Annotated in this window: 12 protein-coding genes; 9 read left to right on the top strand and 3 right to left on the bottom strand. The window is 75.4% G+C overall.

Annotation, left to right across the window (positions count from 1 at the left end):
• The 3 genes from AB0C76_RS39410 to AB0C76_RS39400 form a co-directional block, all read right to left on the bottom strand.
• On the bottom strand, window positions 1–5,568 hold a 5,568-nt coding region (locus AB0C76_RS39410), incomplete at its 3' end, for an amino acid adenylation domain-containing protein (RefSeq protein ID WP_359975016.1).
• Window positions 5,565–10,487 carry an amino acid adenylation domain-containing protein gene (locus AB0C76_RS39405; protein ID WP_359975014.1) on the bottom strand — a complete coding sequence of 1,641 codons (4,923 nt, stop codon included), beginning with the start codon at window positions 10,485–10,487 and terminating at the stop codon, window positions 5,565–5,567. The genes AB0C76_RS39410 and AB0C76_RS39405, both read right to left, overlap by 4 nt.
• Window positions 10,488–10,851: 364 nt before the next feature.
• On the bottom strand, window positions 10,852–11,049 hold the full coding sequence (locus tag AB0C76_RS39400; protein WP_359975012.1) for a hypothetical protein: 198 nt from the start codon (window positions 11,047–11,049) through the stop codon (window positions 10,852–10,854).
• 200 nt (window positions 11,050–11,249) lie between these two features.
• Between AB0C76_RS39400 and AB0C76_RS39395 the strand changes: the two genes are divergently transcribed.
• Genes AB0C76_RS39395 through AB0C76_RS39355 form a run of 9 tightly spaced genes read left to right on the top strand, consistent with a single transcriptional unit; the run spans window position 11,250 to window position 20,677 of the window.
• Window positions 11,250–12,902, top strand: a complete 1,653-nt coding sequence (locus tag AB0C76_RS39395) for a phage tail sheath C-terminal domain-containing protein (RefSeq protein ID WP_359975010.1) — start codon at window positions 11,250–11,252, stop codon at window positions 12,900–12,902.
• Between the two features lie 25 nt (window positions 12,903–12,927).
• Window positions 12,928–13,452: a phage tail protein gene (locus tag AB0C76_RS39390; protein ID WP_359975009.1), complete on the top strand. Its 525-nt coding sequence runs from the start codon at window positions 12,928–12,930 to the stop codon at window positions 13,450–13,452.
• A gap of 2 nt (window positions 13,453–13,454) precedes the next feature.
• Entirely contained in the window at window positions 13,455–14,189 is a 735-nt protein-coding gene (locus tag AB0C76_RS39385; protein ID WP_359975008.1) for a hypothetical protein, read from the top strand.
• Window positions 14,186–14,884 (top strand): hypothetical protein, encoded by a 699-nt coding sequence (locus tag AB0C76_RS39380; protein ID WP_359975006.1) that lies wholly within the window; start codon window positions 14,186–14,188, stop codon window positions 14,882–14,884. Before AB0C76_RS39385 ends, AB0C76_RS39380 begins: the two co-directional genes overlap by 4 nt.
• Window positions 14,881–16,071, top strand: coding sequence for a DUF4255 domain-containing protein (locus AB0C76_RS39375; RefSeq protein WP_359975004.1), 1,191 nt, complete (start codon window positions 14,881–14,883; stop codon window positions 16,069–16,071). Before AB0C76_RS39380 ends, AB0C76_RS39375 begins: the two co-directional genes overlap by 4 nt.
• The gene (locus AB0C76_RS39370; RefSeq protein ID WP_359975002.1) at window positions 16,068–18,065 is read left to right on the top strand and encodes an ATP-binding protein; all 1,998 of its coding nucleotides are present in this window, start codon (window positions 16,068–16,070) and stop codon (window positions 18,063–18,065) included. Before AB0C76_RS39375 ends, AB0C76_RS39370 begins: the two co-directional genes overlap by 4 nt.
• The gene (locus tag AB0C76_RS39365) at window positions 18,062–18,328 is read left to right on the top strand and encodes a hypothetical protein (RefSeq protein WP_359975000.1); all 267 of its coding nucleotides are present in this window, start codon (window positions 18,062–18,064) and stop codon (window positions 18,326–18,328) included. The genes AB0C76_RS39370 and AB0C76_RS39365 overlap by 4 nt, the downstream gene beginning before the upstream one ends.
• Window positions 18,318–20,216: a DUF4157 domain-containing protein gene (locus AB0C76_RS39360; RefSeq protein ID WP_359974999.1), complete on the top strand. Its 1,899-nt coding sequence runs from the start codon at window positions 18,318–18,320 to the stop codon at window positions 20,214–20,216. Before AB0C76_RS39365 ends, AB0C76_RS39360 begins: the two co-directional genes overlap by 11 nt.
• The gene (locus AB0C76_RS39355) at window positions 20,213–20,677 is read left to right on the top strand and encodes a DUF4157 domain-containing protein (RefSeq protein WP_359974997.1); all 465 of its coding nucleotides are present in this window, start codon (window positions 20,213–20,215) and stop codon (window positions 20,675–20,677) included. The genes AB0C76_RS39360 and AB0C76_RS39355 overlap by 4 nt, the downstream gene beginning before the upstream one ends.

Raw genomic sequence — 20,677 nt, 5'->3', positions numbered from 1 at the left:
CCGTCGTCCGCGTCGACCAGCTGGCGATCCCTCCGGGGGACTCGCAGTACGTCGGCGCCACCGAGTCCCCCGCGAGGCGCCCACCGGGTCGGGCTCGTCCTGGACGGGCTCCTGCTCCCCGCGCGTCTGCCGCAGCGGCGCCGGGCGCGTCAGGGCGGCGAGGCGCCGGTCGGCCTCGGCCTGGATGGCGTCCTTGTCGCCGATCTCGGCATCCGGCAGCACGTCCGGCAGCAGGTCCTCCAGCAGCCGCAGCGGCCGGTACGCGAGGCCGAGCAGGCCCCACACCGTCATGACCGCGCCGACCAGGACGAGCAGCAGGCCCGCGCCGCGGCCGGGGCCGGTGCCCAGCACCAGGCCGACGGAGTCGGCGAGCGCGCCGCCGGGGCGCAGCAGCGGTTCGAAGACGCGGTCGGAGAGCGGGCCCGCGGTGAGGAAGCCGAGCGGCATCATCGACATGGCCAGCATCTGGTTGGTCGCGAGGACGCGGCCCTGGAGTTCCATGCCGACCTTGGTCTGGATGAGTGACATCCAGTGGGCGTTGAGGATGATCAGCGCGGCCCACAGCACGAACATGCCCGCCGCCGTGAGCACGGCGTGCGGTCCGCTGCCGGCGACGACGGTGGCGACGCCGACCACCGACGTGAAGCCGACCATGCCGACCGCGCGGCGCCGGGTGCCGCCCCACAGCGCCATGACGAGGCCGCCCGCCATCGCGCCGACGCCGCCAACGGCGGTGATGACGCCGAGTTCCACGGACGTGCCGTCGGCCAGGACCATCGGGGTGACGAGGACGGTGGCCACCGCGAACAGGTAGTTGAACACGACGAAGAAGACCACCATCGCGACGAGGCTGTGCCGCCGGACGATGTAGCGCCAGCCGGTGACGACCTCGCGCAGCAGCGGTTCCTCCTGCTTGTCGAACATCGCGTCCGGGAAGCGGACGAGCAGCAGGCAGGTGACACCGGTCAGGAAGGTGGCCATGTCGAAGAGGACGACGCCGTGCAGGCCGATCAGCGAGACGAGCACGCCGCCGGCCAGGACGGCCATCGTGTCGCCGGCGCCGGTGCCCAGTTGGGCGAGGCCGTTGGCCTGGCCGAGGTAGCGCTTGGGCACGAGCTGGGTGATCGCTGCCAGGTAGGCGGGCCGCTGGAACGCCGTGCAGACGGATCCCGTGCAGGCCACCACGTAGATGTGCCAGACGTGGAGGTGGTCCGTCCAGTGGAGCAGGCCCAGCGCGAGCATGCCCGCCGCCGCGACGGTGTCCGTCACGATCATGATCTTGCGGCGGTCCACCCGGTCCGCCACCGCGCCCGCGATGGGCAGCAGGAGGACGGCGGGCAGCACCGCGACCACCGAGATGAGCGCGAAGTCGAAGGCGGAGCCGGTCTGTTGGTAGACCCAGACGCCGAGCGCGAAGCCGGACAGGCTCGTACCGATCATCGAGACGAACTGGCCGATCGCCACCTTGGCGAAGGTCGCGAGCTCGGCGCGGGCCGCCGGGCGCTTGGTCGCGACCTGTTCGGCCACGCCGCCCGTCGCCGCGAACCCGGCCAGGACGCGGGCGAGTTCGGCGGCCTGGTGCTTCAGGAAGTAGTGCCCGGCGCGCGGGATCACGGCGAGGTCGACGGTGGCGCCGAAGTGCTCCCACTCGGCGTACCGCTCCTCGTACAGCGGGGTCGCGCGGTCCTTCTCCCCCACGACGCACAGGATCGGCGCGGCCATGCGCGCGGGCCGCTCGTCGCCGTAGGCACGCGTGTAGAAGTCCTCGGCCTGCCGCACGTCGTGGCGCAACGCCCGGACCAGGAAGTCCTGTTCGGCCTGGTCGTAGACGTCGGTGAAGCCGCCCATCGCGCGCAGGTAGTCGAGGTAGGAGCGGTTGGAGAGCATCCGGTCGCCGGGCATGCGGCGGGCGAGCCACTCGGCGAAGCGGCCGGGCAGGCGGGCCGCCGGGAACGTCCCGCCGAGGGCGAGGCCGCGCAGGTCGACGCCGGCCGCCTCCAGGCGGGAGCCCAGGGCGGTGGCCAGCGCGCCACCCAGGCAGTGGCCGTACAGGAGCACCGGGCCCTCGATCCGGTCGGCGACCTCGGCCGCCAACCGGTCCGCGAGGCCGTCGAGTTCGGCGAGTTCGTCGTCCGGGCGGCTCGGGTCGTGGCCGGGCAGCTCGACGGCGTAGAGCCGGTGCCCGGCGGGCAGGGCGTCGGCGAGCGGCTGGAACGTGATCGGGCTGCCGCCGCCGTACGGGACGCACACGACGGTGACCTCGGCCGCCTCGGTGCCGCGGGTGAGCCTGTGCAGCAGGCGGCGCGGGCCGTCCTGCGCCGGGGCGCCGCCGGCGCGGGCGTCGAGCAGGGCCGCCAGGGCGCGGACGGTCGGCTGCTGGAACAGGTCGATCACCGACAGGCCCCGGCCGATCAGACGGACGGTGCGCACGGCGGAGAAGGAGTCCCCGCCGAGGGCGAAGAAGTCGTCCGCCGGGCCGACGTGCTCGACGCCGAGCGCCTGCCGGTAGACGGCGGCCACGGCGTGCTCGGCCTCCGTGTCCAACTCACCTCCATCAGACGCCTGTTGGACGGGTGACGGCTCCGGCAGCGCGGGCCGGTCCACCTTGCCGTTGGCGTTCAGCGGCAGCGCCTCCAGCAGCACCACGGCCGCGGGCACCATGTAGTCGGGCAGCCGGGTGCGCAGCGCGGCCCGCAGGTCCCCCGGGTCGGGGACGGCGGGCACGACGTACGCGACCAGGCTGCGGGCGGCACCCTCGCCGCGCGCGACCACGACCGCCTCGCGGACCTCCGGGCGGGCGGTCAGCTCGGCCTCGACCTCGCCGACCTCCACCCGGAAGCCGCGGATCTTCACCTGGTGGTCGATCCGGCCGAGGAACTCGATCGCGCCGTCGGGGCGGCGGCGCACGAGGTCCCCGGTGCGGTAGCAGCGCCGGCCGTCGACGGTGACGAACCGTTCCGCCGTCAGGTCGTCGCGGCCCAGGTAGCCGCGCGCCACGCCGCCGCCCGACACGTACAGCTCGCCGGGCACGCCCACCGGCACCGGGCGCCGTCGGGCGTCGAGGACGTGGGCGCCGACGTTGCCGAACGGCAGGCCGAGCGGCACGACGGCGTCCGCCCCGGACGGCTCGGACGCCCCGGACGCCCCGGACGGCTCGGACGGCTCCGGCGGGACGGGCGCGCCGAGCATCGAGACGGTCGTCTCGGTGGGTCCGTAGTGGTTGTGCAGGGGGAGGTCCGGCCGGGCGGCGCGGATGCGGGCCACCAGGTCGGGGCGCAGCGCCTCGCCCGCGCAGATCAGCAGGCGTGCGGGCAGCACGCCCGCGAGGCCGTCGCCGTGCGCGGCCAGGCCCTCCAGGTGGCTGGGGACGAGCTTCATCGCGTCGATCCGGTGCTCGGCCGCGTACCGGGCGAAGGCGGCCGGGTCGGTGGCCTGTTCGCGCGTGAGCAGGTGCAGGCAACCGCCGCCGGTGAGGGCGCCGAACACGTTGGTGGTGCCGAGGTCGGCGGCGAAGGTGGAGACCAGCGCCCAGTTCCAGCCCTCGCTGCCGGGGCCGATGCGCTCGCGCAGTCCGTGCAGGTAGTTGCGGTAGTTGCGGTGCTCGACGGCGACGCCCTTGGGGGCGCCGGTGGAGCCGGAGGTGAAGACCAGGTAGCAGAGGTGCTCGGGGCGGACGTCCACCTCGGGCGGCCCGGCGCACGGCTCCGCCGGGGTGGTGAGCGGCGGGACGACGACGGCCCCGCCGGGTACGCGGGCGCGGAGGTCGTCCGTGGTGACGACGGTGACGGCGTCGGCGGCGGTGAGCAGCGCGCCGATGCGCTCGTCCGGGTGGACCGGGTCGAGGGGCAGGTAGGCGCCGCCCGCCTTGAGGATGCCGAGCATCCCGACGACGAGGGCGGCCGAGCGCTCGGCGAACAGACCGACCGGGCGGTCCGGGCCGACCCCGAGGGCGCGCAGCCGGTGGGCCAGCGCATTGGCGCGCCGGTCGAGTTCGGCGTAGGTGAGGACGCCGTCGGATCCCCGGACCGCCGGCGCGTGCGGGGTGCGGCGGACCTGCTCCTCGACCAGGCCGTGCAGGGTGCCGGTGAGGTCCCAGGTACGCGCGGTGTCGTCCCAGGCATCGAGGCGGCGCTGCTCGGACCGGGTGAGCAGCGGCAGCTCGGCGAGCGGGCGGTCCGGGTCGGCGGCCATCGCGTCGAGGACGGTGGTGAGGTGGCCGAAGAACCGGCGGACCGTCGGCTCGTCGTACAGCTCGGCGCGCCAGACGAGGTCGGCGAGCAGGGCGTCGCCCTCGTCCACCACGGCGACGGAGAGGTCGAACTTGGCGGTGCCGGTGCCGACCGGGTGCCAGTCCACGTCCAGGCCGGGCAGCTCGGGTCGGGCCCGGTCCTGGTTGTGGACGTTGAGCAGGACCTGGAAGAGCGGGGTGTGGGAGAGCTCGCGCTCGGGCGCGAGGGCGTCCACCAGCCGTTCGAAGGGCAGGTCCTGACGGCCGAACGCGCCCAGGGCGCCCTCGCGGACGCGGTCGAGGAGCGCGCGGACGGTCGGCTCGCCGGAAAGGTCGGTGCGCATCGCGAGCGTGTTGACGAAGCAGCCGACCAGCGCCTCCGTCTCGCTGCGGGTCCGCCCGGCGACGGGCGTGCCGACCACGACGTCGTCGCTGCCGGTGTAGCGGCCGAGGACGGTCTGGAGGGCGGCCAGCAGCACCATGTACGGGGTCGTGGCGGTGCGTTCGGCGAGGGTGCGGATGCGACGGGAGCGCTCGGCGCCGAACTCGGCGGTGATCCGCGCGCCGCGGGTGCCGGCGACGGCCGGTCGGGGCCGGTCGGTGGGCACGGTGACGGTGGTGGCGGCGCCGCGCAGCCGCTCCAGCCACCACGCCTCCTGCGCGGCGAGCTCGGCGGCCTGCCCGGTGCGCTGCCAGTGCGCGACGTCCGCGTACTGGACGGGCAGCGGCGCCCACGCGGGCGCCCGGCCCTCGCGACGGGCCGCGTAGGCGGCGCCGAGGTCGGCGAACAGCACCCCGAGGGACCAGCCGTCGGCGGCGATGTGGTGCAGGACGAGGCTGAGCACGAAGCCCTCGCCCGTGCGCAGCAGGACGGCCCGCAACGGCAGCTCGGCGGCGAGGTCGAAGGGCCGGGCGGCCTCCTCGGCGAGCCGGGCGTCCACGTCGGCGGCCGGGAGGTCGGCGGCGGCGAGGGCGAAGCCGCCTGCCGTGAGCAGTTCGGGCCGAACCTCCCCGTCGGACACCGGGTAGACGGTGCGCAGCACCTCGTGCCGGTCGACGACGTCCGCGAGGGCGGCGGCCAGGGCCGCCTCGTCGAGTGCCCCGGCGATGCGCAGCGCGAGCGGGATGTGGTAGGCGGCGCTGTCGGGCTCGTACTGGGCGAGGAACCACATCCTGCGCTGCGCGGAGGAGAGCGGCATCGGCTCGTCGGCGGGGCGCGGCCCGATGGCCGCCCTGGCCGGCCGCGCTGCGGCCTTGGCGGCCTTCGCCTTGGCGAGGCGCTGCCGCAGCAGTTCCCGGCGCCGGGCGTCGGCGGCGCCTTCTCCTGGTCGGTCGGTCATGCGTAGTCCCCCATGGTGGTGTCCCCCGCTGCGTCGTCGCCCGCTGCGTCGTTTCCGAGCGTGGCCGGCTCGTCGTCGAGGTCGGCGAGCAGCAGGTCTTCTATGCGGCGGGCCATGGCGGCCAGGGTGCGGTCGCCGAAGACCGCGCGCAGGGGCACCTCGATGTCGAAGGTGTCCCGGATGCGGGCGGTCAGCCGGGTGGCGAGCAGCGAATGGCCGCCGATGCTGAAGAAGTCGTCGTGGCGGGAGACCCGGACCGCGCCCAGGACCTCCTGCCACACCTCGGCGAGGATCTCCTCGCAGTCGCCCTCGGGCGGTGCGCCGAGGCCGCCCAGCTCCGGGGCCGGCAGCGCGGCCCGGTCGACCTTGCCGCTGGGCGTCAGCGGGAGGGCGTCGAGCAGCAGGAGCCCGGCGGGGACCATGTAGTCGGGCAGGCGGGCGGCCAGGGCGAAGCGCAGGTCGTCCTCGGTGAGCGTGCCGTCCGTGACGGCGTACCCGGCGAGGACCGGACCCGTGGGCGTGTCGACGAGCCGGGCGGCGCCCGCCGTCACACCGTCCACCGAGGTCAACGCGGCCTCGATCTCGCCGAGTTCGATCCGGAAGCCGCGCAGTTTCACCTGGGCGTCCGCGCGGCCGTGGTACTCCAGCCGGCCGTCGTGGCGGCGGCAGGCGAGGTCGCCGGTGCGGTACATCGGCGCGCCGTCCGGGCGGCCGGGCTCGGCGACGAAGCGGTCGGCGGTGAGGTCGGGCCGGCCGTGGTAGCCGAGGGCCACGCCGGCTCCTGCGATGGCGAGTTCGCCGATGCCGTTGACCGGGACGGGCCGGCCGGTGGCGTCGAGGAGGTGCAGGCGGGTGTTGGCGATGGGCGCGCCGAGGGCCACCACGCCGTCACCGGCGACGAGTTCGGGGGTCACGAGCAGGGCGGTGGACCAGACGGTCGTCTCGGTCGGCCCGTAGAGGTTCCAGAGCGTCCGGGTGCGGGTGAGCAGGGCGCGGGCGAGGTCGGTGGTGAGCGCCTCGCCGCCGCACAGGGCGGTGAGTCCCGGGCTGCCGGTCCAGCCGGCCTCCAGGAGCATGCGCCAGGTGGCGGGGGTGGCCTGGAGGTGGGTGACGGCGGTGCGCTCCAGCCAGGCGGCCAGGGCGGCGCCGTCGGTGGCGGTGGCCCGGTCGGCGATCTCGATCCGGGCGCCGACGGTGAGCGGCAGCCACAGTTCGAGGCCGGCGATGTCGAAGGTGACGGTCGTGACGGCGGCCATGACGTCCTGCCCGTCGAGGCCGACGAGGTCCTCCATCGCCCGCAGGAAGTTGACGATCGCCCGGTGTGGCACCGCGACGCCCTTGGGCGTGCCGGTCGAGCCGGAGGTGTACAGCAGGTAGGCCGGGTCCTCCGGGCCGACCGCGACGAGTGGGGCGACCGGGGCCGCGGCCACGTCCGGACCGTCGGCCGCCACGACCGTCCGGCCCGCGAACAACGCGTCGTGCCGGTCGGCCTGCCCGGCCAGGACCAGCGAGACGCCCGCGTCGTCCAGCACGGCCCGGTTGCGGGCGAGCGGCTGGTCGAGGTCCAGCGGCAGGTACGCGGCGCCGGTGCGCAGCACGCCCAGCAGGGCGGCGGGCAACAGGCGGCCACGGCGGACGGCCACCGCGACCAGGGCGCCGGGTCCGGCGCCGGCGGCGGCCAGGACGGACGCCAACTGTCCTGCGGTCATTCCGAGTTCGCCGTAGGTCAGAGTGCCGTCGGCGGCCGAGACGGCGACGGCCGACGGGTCCCGCCCGGCGTAGAGCTCGTGCAGCCGCAGATCGGCGACCGGGGTGTCCGCCCGGACCATGCCGTCCTCGGCGGCAGCGATCTCGGCGGCCGACAGCATCGCCAACTCCGAGAGCGGGCGGTCCGGTTCGGCGATCCCGGCGGCGAGCACGGCGAGCAGGTGGTCGAAGACGGCGCGCACCGAACGCTCGTCGTAGCGCGAGGTCCGGTACTCGGCGGACAGCAGCGGCCCGTCCGCCGGGAACTCCAGGAACAGCGAGAGGTCCGTCTTCGCCGTCCCGTTGCACACCTCGGAGACGAACTCCAGTTTCAGACCCGGGAGTTCGGCCCCGGCCACCGGGTGGTTCTGCACCGCGACCAGCACCTGCGAGACCGGGGACGAGGCCCGCCCGGACGCACCGGCCGTCCGGCGCGCGTGCTCGACGAACGGCAGCACGCTGTGCTCGGCCGCCTCCAGCGCCACCGGACGCACCCGCCCGACCAGTTGCCGGAAGCTGTCCGCCCCCGCGACGTCGAAGCGCAGCGCCACGGTGTTGATCAGCGAGCCGAGCACACCCTCCAGCTCCGGCACCGGACGGACGGCGAACGGGCTGAGCACGGCGACGTCGGTGCGGCCGGTGTAGCGGTGCAGCACCCCGCCGAGCGCGGCGACCACCGCCATGTAGAGGCTCGCGCCCTCCTCCGCCGCCCACCGCTCGGCGGAGCGCAGCAGCTCGGCCGGGACCCGGCGCTCGATGCGGCGGCCCGCGTAGTCCTGGGGGTCGGGGTGCGGGCGGTCGCCGGGCAGGTGCTGCTCGTGGTCGAGGCCGAGGAGGCCCTCGCCCCAGCGCAGCGCGTCCTCGCGGGCGGCGGCGTGGGCGCGCCGTTCCCAGCGGGCGACATCGGACAACTGGAGCTCGGGCTCCGGGAGTTCGCCGTCCCGGTAGGCGCGGTCGAGCTCGGCGAGGAGCAGCCCGGTGGCCCAGCCGTCCATCGCCGCGTGGTGCACGGTGATCAGCAGCTCGTGGGCGTCCTCGCCGGTGCGCAGCGCGAGGACGCGCAGCAGGCGCCCGGTGGCGAGGTCGAGCGGGCGGGCCGCCTCGGCGCGGAGCGCGGCGTCCAGCCGCGCCTCGTCGGCGCCGGTGAGGTCGTGCACGGGCACGTCGACGGCGTAGGGCGGGCGGACCTCGACGGCGGGTTCGCCGGCGCGGCCGATCACGGCGGTGCGCAGCGCCTCGTGACGGCGGACGACCTCGGTGAAGGCCCGGCCGAGCGCGGCGGCGTCCAGGGTGCCGGTCGCGCGGACCCGCAGCGGGACGTTGTAGAGCGACGTGCCGGCCTCGACGTTCTCCTGGAGCCACAGGTCGCGCTGGAACGCCGTCGGTTCGGCGGGCAGTCCGGGTTCGCGGACGGGCGGCGCGACCGAGGGGCGCCCGCCGCCGCGCGCGACGCGCAGGGCCAGGGCGGCGACGGTCGGCGCGGCGAAGAACTCGGCGAGCGGCACCCGGACGCCGTACTCGCGCTCGACCCGGGCGAGGACGCCCGCGGCGAGCAGCGAGTGGCCGCCGAGGTCGAGGAAGACGTCGTGCACGCCGACCCCGGGCAGGCCGAGGAGCTCCTGCCACAGCGCGGCGATGCGCTCCTCGACGGGGGTGCGCGGCGCGACGAACACCTCGTGGCCGTCCCGCCCGCGCGCCACCACGGGCAGGGCCGCGCGGTCGGTCTTGCCGTTGGGGGTGAGCGGCAGGCGCTCCAGCACGCCGACCGCGAGCGGCACCATGTAGCCGGGCAGTGCGGCGGCGCAGTGGGCGCGCAGCTCGCCGGGCTCGGTCCCGGACGCGGCCTGCACGAAGGCGGCCAGGTAGGCGCCCGCGTCGTCGTGCTGGACGACGGCCACCGCCGCCTCCACCGCCGGGTGCGCGGTGAGCACGGCCTCGATCTCGCCGAGTTCGACGCGGAAGCCGCGCACCTTCACCTGGTGGTCGGCCCGCCCGTGGTACTCCAGGCTGCCGTTCGCACGCCGCCGGACGAGGTCGCCCGTGCGGTAGCAGCGCTCGCCGCCGACGGTCACGAACCGCTCCTCGGTGAGGTCCGGGCGGCCGTGGTAGCCGTGTGCCAGGCCCTCGCCCGCCAGGTACAGCTCGCCGATCCCGCCGTCCGGCACGGGCGCGCGCCGCTCGTCCAGGACGTGCGCCGTCGTGCCGTCGACCGGGCGGCCGATGAGCGGTTCGCCGGTCTCGTCCCGGCCGACCAGGGCCCAGGTGGAGTAGACGGTGTCCTCGGTGGGCCCGTACAGGTTGTAGAGCCGCTCGACGCCGGGCTGCGCGTGGACCTGGTCGGCGAGCCGGCGCGGCAGCGCCTCCCCGGCCAGGTTGACGACCCGGACGCCGGCGGGCAGGCCGCCGCCGCGCAGCAGGGCCGCCATGGCGCTGGGGACGGTGTTGACGAGGGTGACCGCGTCGCGCGCGGGCAGGTCCGGCAGGGCGAGGGCGTTCTCGGCGACGAGGACCGTGCCGCCGACGGCGAGCGGGAAGAAGACCTCGTAGACCGAGATGTCGAAGCACACCGACGTGGCGAACAGGACGCCCGCCACGTCCTCGGGCCGGTAGGTGGCGGCGGCCCAGCGCAGCAGGGCGTTGACGCCGCGCTGCGGGACGACGACGCCCTTGGGGCGGCCGGTGGAGCCGGAGGTGTACAGGACGTACGCCGCCGCCGCGTCGGTGCTGCCCACCGGCGCGACGGGAGCGGTCGGACCCTGCTCGTCCGGACCCGCGTACAGGACGGCGGCCCCGGCCCCCGCCACGAGGTGCTCGTGCGCCCGGTCGGTGAGCACGACCGGCGCCCGCGCGTCGCCGATCACCAGCTCCAGCCGGTCCTGCGGGTAGGCCGGGTCCAGCGGCACGTACGCGCCGCCGGCCCGGAGCACCGCGAGCAGCGCCACCACCAGCTCGGCCGAGCGCGGCAGGCACACGCCGACCAGCGTCCCGGGGACGACCCCCGCCCCGGCGAGGCGGGCGGCGGTGGACGTCAGGCGTTCGCCGAGTTCACGGTAGGTCAGGCGGCGTTCGCCGTCGATCACGGCGAGGGCGTCCGGCGTGCGTCTCACCTGGGCCTCGATCAGGCCGGCGAGGGTGGCCGTGGGATCCAGTGCGGGGAATTCCGTCGAACTCATCCACTACTCCTGAGGGGTGGCCCGGGCGCCGGCTCGTGGCCGGTGCGGATGGGCGGTGTGCCTCCGGAGATGATGGGGTAAAGATGTTCGCACTACCAGCACAATTCCACCACGCGTTCGATATGCCGGAAAGGTCGCCTCCGATTCGGCCCTGAGCGGTGCGGGATCATGACGCGGCGTCGACCGCTTTCCTACGGAACGTCAACTTCCTTGTTGCGCACCTCAGTTGACATGCACATTTGACGCCGGGCGCTCCCAGGGCCGGGAGCTCCCCGGCGTGAACCCGGCCTCCCGGGCGTTGTCGAGCGCGGCGGCGAGGTTCAGCCGCCCCGGCTCCTCCAGGAAGCCCAGGACGGGGGCGAGCTCACGCCCGGTCGGTCAGGAGCGACTCCACCCGGTCCAGGTCGACCCGGACGAGCTGCCACCGGTTGCTGCTGCCGTCGTCGTGGCCGAGCCCGTCCCCGCCCGCCCGGTAGCCCAGCTGATGCCGGTCTGCAGGACCGACATCATCCCGCCCATCAGCCAGGACTCCCGGGGGGGGCGGCGGCAGGTCGTTGGACATCGGCACTCCTCGGGCCGTGATCGTTTCCGGACGACAGGCGCGCCGGCAGCGGCCGGGGTTCCCCGGGTTCGGCCTGCGTCACCGCCGCGTCACGCGAGGCGTTCCGGGCGGTGCGGGGACGGTGACGCCGCCGTGATGGCCGGCCCGGACGCTGGGCGGTGTCCGCGGGCGCAGCCGTTGCCCTCGCGAAGGGAGCCACGATGCCCATCAGCCCCACCTGTCCGGGCGTGTACATCGACGAGCTGCCGAGCGCCGTGCGCACGATCGTCGGCGTGCCGACGTCGATCGCCGCGTTCGTCGGGACGGCGCCGCGCGGGTCGGTGACGGACCCGGTGCACATCACCGGCTGGGCCGACTACGAGCGGGAGTTCGGCGGCCTCGACCGCACCTCCGACCTCAGCTACGCGGTCTACCAGTTCTTCCAGAACGGCGGCGCCGAGGCCGAGATCGTCCGGATCGCCGCCGTGAAGCCGAAGAACGCGCCGGCCGACGGGCCCAGCTACCCCGAGCCCGCCGCGCTCGCCCTCCCCGCCGCCTCCGGCGCCGCCGCCGACGCGGTCACGCTCACCGCCGTCAGCCCCGGCGACTGGGGCAACCACCTGCGGGCCCGGGTCGACTACCAGACCCGCGACAGGGCCGCGAGCGCCGCCGACCAGAAGAGCTTCAACCTCACCCTGCGCGACGCCGTCACCGGCGTGACCGAGAGCTACCTCAACGTCAGCGCGCTGCCCGGCAGTCCCGACCGGCTGAGCGTCGCCCTCGCCGCCTCCGCCCTCGTCACCGTCCCGGCCTCGGCGGACGGCAGGCTGCTCGCGGCCAACACCGACATCCCGGCCGGCCAGGACCCCTTTCCCGACGGCAAGGGTCCGGGCCAGGGCAACTGGTACGTCACCGCCGGCGGCGGCCTGGACGGGACCGCGACCCCGGTCGCCGCCGACTACCTGGGCGACAGCTCCCCCGTCAAGGACGGCAAGCAGGGCATCTACCAGCTGCTCAAGACCGACATCTTCAACATCCTCTGCCTGCCGGGACCGCCCGGCCAGAACGGCCCGGCCGGGATCCTCTCCCAGGCCGCCGAGCTCTGCCTGGAACGCCGGGCGATGCTCGTCGTCGACCCGCCGGACGCGTGGCACGGCGTGGCCGACGTCGCCAGGGCCGCCGCCCCCGGCGGCACCGGCCTGCCGCTCGCCGGCGACCCGGCCGCCCGCAACGCGGCCCTGTACTTCCCGCGCGTCCTGCTCGCCGACACCGAACAGCAGAACCACGTCCGCGACTTCCCGCCCTGCGGGGCCGTCGCCGGGGTATGGGCCCGCACGGACGCCGCGCGCGGCGTCTGGAAGGCCCCGGCGGGCACCGACGCGGGCCTCGCCGGCGTCGTCGCGCCGCTCGTGCCGATGACCGATCCGGAGAACGGCATCCTCAACCCGTACGGCGTCAACTGCCTGCGCCGGCGGCCGGTGTTCGGCAACCTCGTGTGGGGCGCGCGGACGCTGGTCGGCGCCGACGTCCTCGCCGACCAGTGGAAGTACGTCCCGGTGCGCCGGACCGCGCTGTTCATCGAGGAGAGCCTGTTCCGCGGCACCCAGTGGGTGGTGTTCGAGCCCAACGACGAGCCGCTGTGGTCCTCGATCCGGCTCAACGTCGGCGCGTTCATGAACACGCTCTTCCGCCAAGGGGCCTTCCAGGGCCGCACGCCCAGGGACGCCTACCAGGTGGTGTGCGACGCGACGAACAACCCGCAGAACGACATCGACCGCGGGATCGTCAACATCCAGGTCGGCTTCGCCCCGCTCAAGCCCGCCGAGTTCGTGATCATCCACATCCAGCAGCTCGCCGGCCAGATCCAGGTCTGAGCGCACCCTCACGGAGAGACAGACCATGGCCGACAGCAGGACGAAGCGCCGCGACCCGTACAAGAACTTCCGCTTCCGGGTGAAGTTCGGCGGCGGCACCGACTACATCGCGGGCGTCAGCAAGGTCACCGGGTTCAAGCGCAGCACCGAGGTGATCAAGCACCGCAGCGGCGGCGACCCGGCCACCAGCACCAAGCTGCCGGGGCGCACCGAGTACGACGCGATCACCCTGGAGCGCGGGGTCACCGGCGACAAGGTGTTCGAGCAGTGGGCGAACCGGGTCTGGAGCCTGACCAACGCGAGCGGCGGGCTGGAGTCCTCGCTCAAGGACTTCCGGCGCGACATCATCGTCGACGTCTTCAACGAGGCCGGCCAGAAGGTGCTCTCCTACCAGGTGTTCAACTGCTGGGTGTCGGAGTACCAGCCGGTCTCCGACCTCGACGCCAACGCCAACGCCGTCGCCATCCAGCACATCAAGCTGGAGAACGAGGGCTGGGTGCGCGAGGACCTGCCCGAGCCCGTGGAGCCGTCCTTCGAGGACCCGGCCTGACGATGGACGAACTCACCGAAGCCGGCCCGCTGACGGAGGAGGGCCTGCTCGCCGTCTGGGAGGCCGGGCGCGGGCAGGACCCGGTCCGGCGCGCCCTGGTGCTCGCCGCGGCGGGCGGCGGCGATCCGGCGGCCGTCGCGGACCTGGCCGTCGGGCGGCGCGAGGAGCTGGTGCTGGGCCTGCGCGTGCGGTGCTTCGGCCCCGCCCTGACGTGCGCCGTCACCTGCCCGTCCTGCCGGACGGAACTGGAACTGGAACTGACCGTGGAGGACGTGACGGCCGCGGCTCCGGAGGCCGAACGCGTCGTACGGGCCGGGGGTTTCGAGCTCGCGTTCCGCCCGGTCACCACCCGGGACCTGCTCGCCGTCCGGGGCGCACCGCGCGCCGCCGCCCGGCGGGCCCTGCTCCGGCGGGTGCTGACCTCGGCGGTCGCGGCAGGCCGGCCGGTCGCCGCCGACACGCTCCCGGCGGACGTCCTGGAGGCCGTGGCCGGCGCCCTGGCGACGCGGGATCCGCAGGCGGACGTCCGGCTGGACCTCGACTGCGTGGAGTGCGGCCACACCTGGACGTCCCCGTTCGACGCCTCCGGTTACCTGTGGGCCGAACTCGACGCCCACGCCAGACGGTTGCTCCACGACGTGCACGGGCTCGCCACCGCCTACGGCTGGACGGAGGCCGAGGTGCTCGCGGTCGGACCCGAACGGCGGCAACTGTACCTGGAGTTGGTGACGGCATGAGCGACTTCGTGAACCACCTGCTGGGCACCGGCGGCGCGGACGGACCGCCGATCCGGCCGCTGATCGGGTCACTCTTCGAGCCCCGGCGGAGAACGCGGGTGTGGCCTCCGCTCAGCGAACCCTCCGTGCTCCCAACGGAGTTGGAGGGAGCTGACCCTCCGGGCGCCGAGCAGGAGCACCCCGCCGGCGCGCTGCCCGATCTCCCGCAGACACCGCGCGCCTCCACCGAGCGCCCCGCCGCCGGGCGCGCACCCGAACCTCCGCAGGCCGTCCGGGCGGAGCCCCCCGCCGGCCCCGCACGGCCTGCGGAACCCGCCGCCTTCGCCCTCCCGACGCCCCGCCGTGCGGGCGCCCCGCCCGAGGAACCCGCGCAGGAGGAGGCCCCACCGGAGCGGCACACCACTCCCGAGGAACCCGCGCAGGACGCCCCGGCGGCACCCGCGCCCGACCCCGTCCGCGCGCACGCCGTGCCCCCCTCCCCCGTCGACGCGGTGCTCGCCGACCCGCGCCTCACGCCCCGGCGCGAGCGCGCCGCCGCGGCGCCGAACGTGCGCATCACCATCGGCCGCGTCGAGGTCCGCGCCGGCCGCCAGCCGCCCGTCCCGCAGCCGCCGCGCCGGATCCCCGGGCGGCGCCCGGCGATGAGCCTGGAGGACTACCTGCGCACCCGCTCGGAGGGGGGCGGCGGGAGGTGAGCGACGAAGAGGCCATCGCCGCCGTCACCAAGACCCTGAGCGGACTCCTGCTCGGCGCCCTGGCCGACGTGCCCGGCGCGGGCGTGGACACCCGTCCGCCGGACGAACTGGTCGACGGCACCCGGGACAAACTCGTCAACCTCTACCTCTTCCAGGCCGACGTGGACGCCACCCTGCGCAACGCCGACCGGCCCGACCTCACCCCCGGCGAGAGCGGCGCTCCGCCGTTCCCGCTCACCCTGCACTACCTGGTCACGCCGTTCGTCAAGCGCGACCCCGGCCTCGACGCCCAACGGCTGCTCGCCCGCGCCGTCCGCGTCCTGAACGACAACCCGGTGCTCCAGCGCGGCGAACTGGCCGCGTTCGCACCGGAGAGCGACGTCGCCAAGCAGCTCGACCGGATCCGGATCACCTGGCAGCCGTTCGGCGAGAAGGACATCTACTCGCTCTGGACGGCGTTCCAGACCCCGTACCGGATGTCGGTCGCCTACGAGGTCGGCGTGGTGCTGATCGACGGCCACCGCCCTCCGACCGTTCCCGTGCCGGTGCTCACCCGGGGCGCGGACGACCGCGGGCCCGTCGCGCAGGGCTTCCTCCCGCTCGGCCTGCCGGCCCTCGACGCCGCCGCGCCGCCGGGCGGGCAGCCCGCCGTACGGGCCGGCGAGACGGTGGTGCTGCGCGGCAGCGGGCTCGCGGCCCCGGCCGAGGTGCGACTGAGCCATCCGCTGCTCCCGGCTCCGGTCGTGGTCGCCCCTGACCACGTCACCGACACCCAGGTGCGGTTCACCGTCCCCGCCGGCACGGCCGCCGGACTCTGGTCGGCCGGGCTCTCCCTCTCCGGGCAGGTCACCGACGAGGTCCCGCTCGCCGTCGCGCCCCGGATCACGCACCTGCCCGCGCAGGTCGTGCGACACGCCGACGGGAGCGCGCAGGTCGACGTCCAGTACTCCCCGGCCGCCCTGCCCGGCCAGCCGGTGCTCCTGGTCCTCGACGGCCGCGCCGTCCCGCCCGACCCGCTGCCTCACGCCGCGCCGCACCCGCCCGGTCACGCGCGGTTCACCGTCCCGGACGCGGCCCCCGGGCGGCACCTGGTGCGGCTGCGGGTCGCGGGCGTGGACAGCCTCCTGGTCGACCGCTCGGGCGCCCGGCCGGCGTTCGACCCGAGCCAGGCGGTGACGGTCCTGTGAACGGCGGGTCGGGTGAGGAGAAGGAGGCCGCCAACGGCCGGTTCCTCGCCGCGTCGCTCGCGTGGTTGCGGCTGCTGCTGCAACGGGCGATCGCGGACGGTCCGGCGCGGACGGAGCCCCCGCGCACCCGGGGGTTCCGCCGCGCTGCGGCCACTCCGGCCGTCGCCAAGGTGACGGACCGTCAGCTCGCGTCAGCCGCGTTGAAGATCAGCGATGCCGAGGCCACCGCCGGCCCGCCCCTCGCCGAACTCGCCGACCGCCTCGGCCTCACCCGCTTCGAGCGCGACACCCTGTTCCTGTGCGCGGCCGTCGAACTGGACCCCTCCATCACCCGCCTCTACGCCCTCGCCCAGGGCGACGAACGCCTCACCCACCCCACCTTCGGCCTCGCGCTCGCCGTCCTCCCCGACCCCGCGTGGGACGTCGTCTCACCGCAAGGCGGCCTGCGATACTGGCAGTTGGTCGAGATCGCCCGACCGCCCGGACAGAGCCTGGTCGGCAGCGTCCTGCGCGCGGACGAGCGGATCGTCAACCACCTCAAGGGACTGAACGACCTCGACGACCGCCTCACCCCGCTCGTCGAGCGCTTGCGCCCCGGCTCCGCCGCCGACCTGCCGCCCTCCCAGCAGGCCGTCGCCGACGAGATCGCCCGCACCTGGCGGCGGCCCGGCACGCCCGTCGTCCAGCTCGTCGGCGCCGACACCCCCGGCAAGCGGCTCGTCGCCGCCCGGGCCGCCGCCGGGAGCGGCCTGATCGTCTGCCGCCTGCCCGCCGCACTGCTGCCCTCCGATCCCGCCGCGCTCGACCACTTCGCCCGGCTCTGGCGCCGCGAGGCCGCCCTCCTCCCGCTCGCGCTCTACCTCGACGCCGAGGACACCGACCCCGCGGACCCGCTGCCCGAACGCTTCCTCTCCCGGGCCGGCGGCGCCCGCCTGCTCGCCGCCCGCGAGGGCCGCCCCGACCCGGACGGTGAGGGACGGCTGCTCGACGTCGCGCCGCCGACTCCGGCCGAACGGGCCCGCGCCTGGCGGGACTTCTACGGCCCGAGGCCCGAAACGGACGCGCTCGCCGCGCAGTTCGGGCTGGAGCTGCCCGCCATCCGCGCGGCCGCCGCCGTCGCCGACGGGGACCCGGCAGCCGCCTGGCGGGCCTGCCGGATCCGCACCCGGCCCCGTCTGGACTCCCTCGCCCAACGCCTCGAACCCAAGGTGACCTGGGACGACATCGTGCTGCCCGAGGCCGGCCGGCGCGCGCTGGAGCGGATCGCCGACCAGGTGGCGCACCGCACCACGATCTACGAGACCTGGGGTTTCGGGGAGCGCATCACCCGGGGCCTCGGCGTGGCGGCGCTGTTCGCCGGCCCGAGCGGCTCCGGCAAGACGATGGCCGCCGAGGTGCTCGCCCACCACCTGCGCCTCGACCTGTACCGGATCGACCTGTCCGCCGTCGTCAGCAAGTACGTCGGGGAGACGGAGAAGAACCTGCGCCGCCTGTTCGACGCGGCCGAGGACGGCGGCGCGATCCTGTTCTTCGACGAGGCGGACGCACTGTTCGGCAAGCGCAGCGAGGTGCGGGACGCGCACGACCGCTACGCCAACATCGAGGTCAACTACCTGCTCCAGCGCATGGAGGCCTACCGGGGCCTCGCCGTGCTGGCGACCAACCTGCGCTCGGCGCTGGACGGCGCGTTCCTGCGGCGGCTGCGGTTCGTCGTCGAGTTCGAGTTCCCCGGCCCCGAGCAGCGCCGGGCGATCTGGGCGAAGGCGTTCCCGGACCCGGCCCCGCGGGGCGGTCTCGACCTCGACCGGCTCGCCCGGCTCCAGGCGAGCGGCGGCATGATCCGCAACATCGCCGTCAACGCCGCCTTCCTGGCCGCCTCCGCGGGCACGCCGATCACCATGCCGCACGTCCTGTCGGCCGCCCGCAGCGAGTTCGAGAAGCTCGAACTGCCCATGACGGAACGGGACTTCGCTTGGGAGGGAGAGCGGCCGTGACGATCGAGCTGCACATCGACCACCTCGTCCTCGACGGCCTCGACGCCTGGGACGGCCTCGACGGCCTGGACGGCGGTCCGGAGGCGATCTCCGCCGCCCTGCGCACCGAGCTGGCCCGCCTCCTCGCGTCCGCCCCGGCGGCGACGTGGCGCCCCGCCCGGGTCGGCGTGCTGCGCGGTCCCGAGGTGACCGTCACCGGCGCGGAGTCGACCGGGCGCGACCTCGCCGGATCCGTCTTCCGGGCGGTGCGCGATGGGCGCTGAGCACGTCCACCGGCCGGCCGACCGGGCCCGGGAGAAGACCGGGACCGCCGGCGCGCCCCTGCCCGCGCCCACCGCCGAGCGGATGGGCGCGGCCCTCGGCCAGGAATTCAGCGAGGTCCGCGTCCACACCGGCGCCGACGCCGACCGGGCGGCCCGCGCGGCCGGCGCCCAGGCGTTCACCGTCGGCCACGACGTCGTGTTCGCCGACGGAGGCTTCGCCCCGGACACCGAGCACGGCGAACGGCTCCTCGCCCACGAACTCGGCCACGTCGTCGAACAGCGCGCCACCGGCCCCCGGCTCGCCCGCCAGCCCGCCGGGCAGCCGGTCGCCCCGCCGCCGGCCGACCGGGGGCTCTTCGTCGACGAGGCGACCCGGTTCCTGAGCGGCGCCGCCGAGTACTACGGCCTCTCCGGCCCGCGTGGCCCGAACGGGAAGCCCCTGGTCCGGGTCCAACCCGCTGCCGTCCCCGGCCGGCTGAAGGACTTCCTGCGGATCCGCGACGGCGCGTCGACCGCGATCACCGCCGTGCTGGGCGGGGACCCGACACGCACCGCCACCCTCCGCAAGGCCTACGCCGACGCGGTCCGCACCCTCCTCACCGCAGCGGCCGCCGCCTCCCCCGGCACGACCACCGACGCGCTGTACCTCCAGCACCAGCAGCTCATCCACGCCTGGGGCTGGCCCGAGACCCGCCTCGACCCGCAGCGGAACGTCCTCCTGGACGCCCTGCCCGCCACCGAACGGGCCCGGATCCGGGTCACCACCGACGACGTGACCCTCGGAGGGATCGCCACGCTCTTCGGCCCCAATCCGCCCGTCCGCCCGCTGCCGCCGGACACCACCGTGACGCTCGCACCCACCATCCCCGCCGCACAGCGGACGGGCCTCGCCACCCTGGCCCGCTACCTCATCACCGACGCCCCACCGCTCCTCGCACCGAACCGGAGCACCACGCTGCGCCTCGACCTCACCGCCCAGGGCGGCGGCCGGGGCACCTACCGCTTCACCGAGGTCCAGCGCCCCGGCCCGCCCGTGCTGCGCGAGGTGCTGGTGGAGCACCTCGCCACCCTCGGGCCCGAGCGCGACCAGAGCCGCCAACAGCCGGGCGGAGCAGCGTTGTTCGCCCGGCACCGGTTCGTCCGCGACACCGCGACGTGGACCGACGACGGCCAGTTCGCCCAGCTCCTCGGCGCGCTGGCCACCGTCCCCGACGGCGTCCTCGCCCGGATCGAGCAGATCAGGTTCGTCCGCGTGGCCTCCCTGCCGAAGGGGCACGACGCCGAGTACTCGCTCGCGGACCACACCGTGTCCGTCGCCGACGGCGCCTTCCAGGGGCGGGCCGGCTCCCAGCGTGCCTTCCAGGGCCCGGACCAGCCGGCGAGCGGCTTCCAGCGGCTGATCGCGCACGAGCTCGGGCACGCCTACGACTGGGCGGCCCTGCGCACCGCGCAGAACGCCGCCGAACAGGCCACCGCGGTGCGCAACACCTTCCTCCGGCAGCACGGGAAGCCCAGGCGCCGCGGCGGCTTCACCATCCCGCCCGCCCAGGTCCCCGCCTTCGACCGGCTCCGGCAGGCGGACGAGGCCGCCCGGGCCGCCGTCGGCGCGGCCCGCGGCGAGTCGGGCGCCCGCTTCGAGCGCGACCCGCGAACCGGCCTCAACACCCCCACCGACGTCCTGCCCCCGCGCGAGGCCGCCGCCTTCCGCACCGCCGCGGGCCAGGACGGCGACACCAGGATCACGACGTACGCCGACAGCGACTGGCGCGAGTTCTACGCGGAGTCCTTCGCCCTCTTCCTCACCGACCCGGAGACCCTTCAGCGTCTGCGCCCCCACCTGTACCGGTACTTCGCCGACCGCCTGCCCGCCCCGGGGAGGCAGCCGTGACCGCCCGCGAATTCGCCGAACCCGCCGACCGCACGCCCGTGCTCCGGCGCTGCGGCACCGAGGCCTGCGGGTGCGGGACCGACGAACCGCAGCTGCGGCGCCACGCCGCCGGCGACGGCCCGGCATTCGCCCCGCCGGAGGTCCGCGCGGTGCTCGGCTCCCCGGGGGCGCCGCTCGACGCGGAGGTCCGCGAGCTGCTCGAACCGCGCTTCGGCCAGGACTTCAGCGCTGTGCGGGTGCACACCGACGACCGCGCGGCGGCATCGGCGGAGGCCGTCCGCGCGCGGGCCTACACGGTCGGCGCGGACATCGTCTTCGCGTCCGGCCGCTACGCGCCGCACACCGCCGAGGGCCGTCACCTGCTGGCCCACGAGCTCGCGCACGTCGTCCAGCAGCGGCAGGCCGGCCCCGGGCTCGCCGCCGCGCCGCTGGAGGTGGGCGCCTCGTGCACGACCCGGTAG

It is taken from the genome of Kitasatospora sp. NPDC048722, from assembly GCF_040650235.1.
Taxonomy (GTDB): Bacteria; Actinomycetota; Actinomycetes; order Streptomycetales; family Streptomycetaceae; genus Kitasatospora.
Note: the sequence above shows the minus strand (reverse complement) of the source record. Positions and strands in the feature narration are given on the sequence as shown.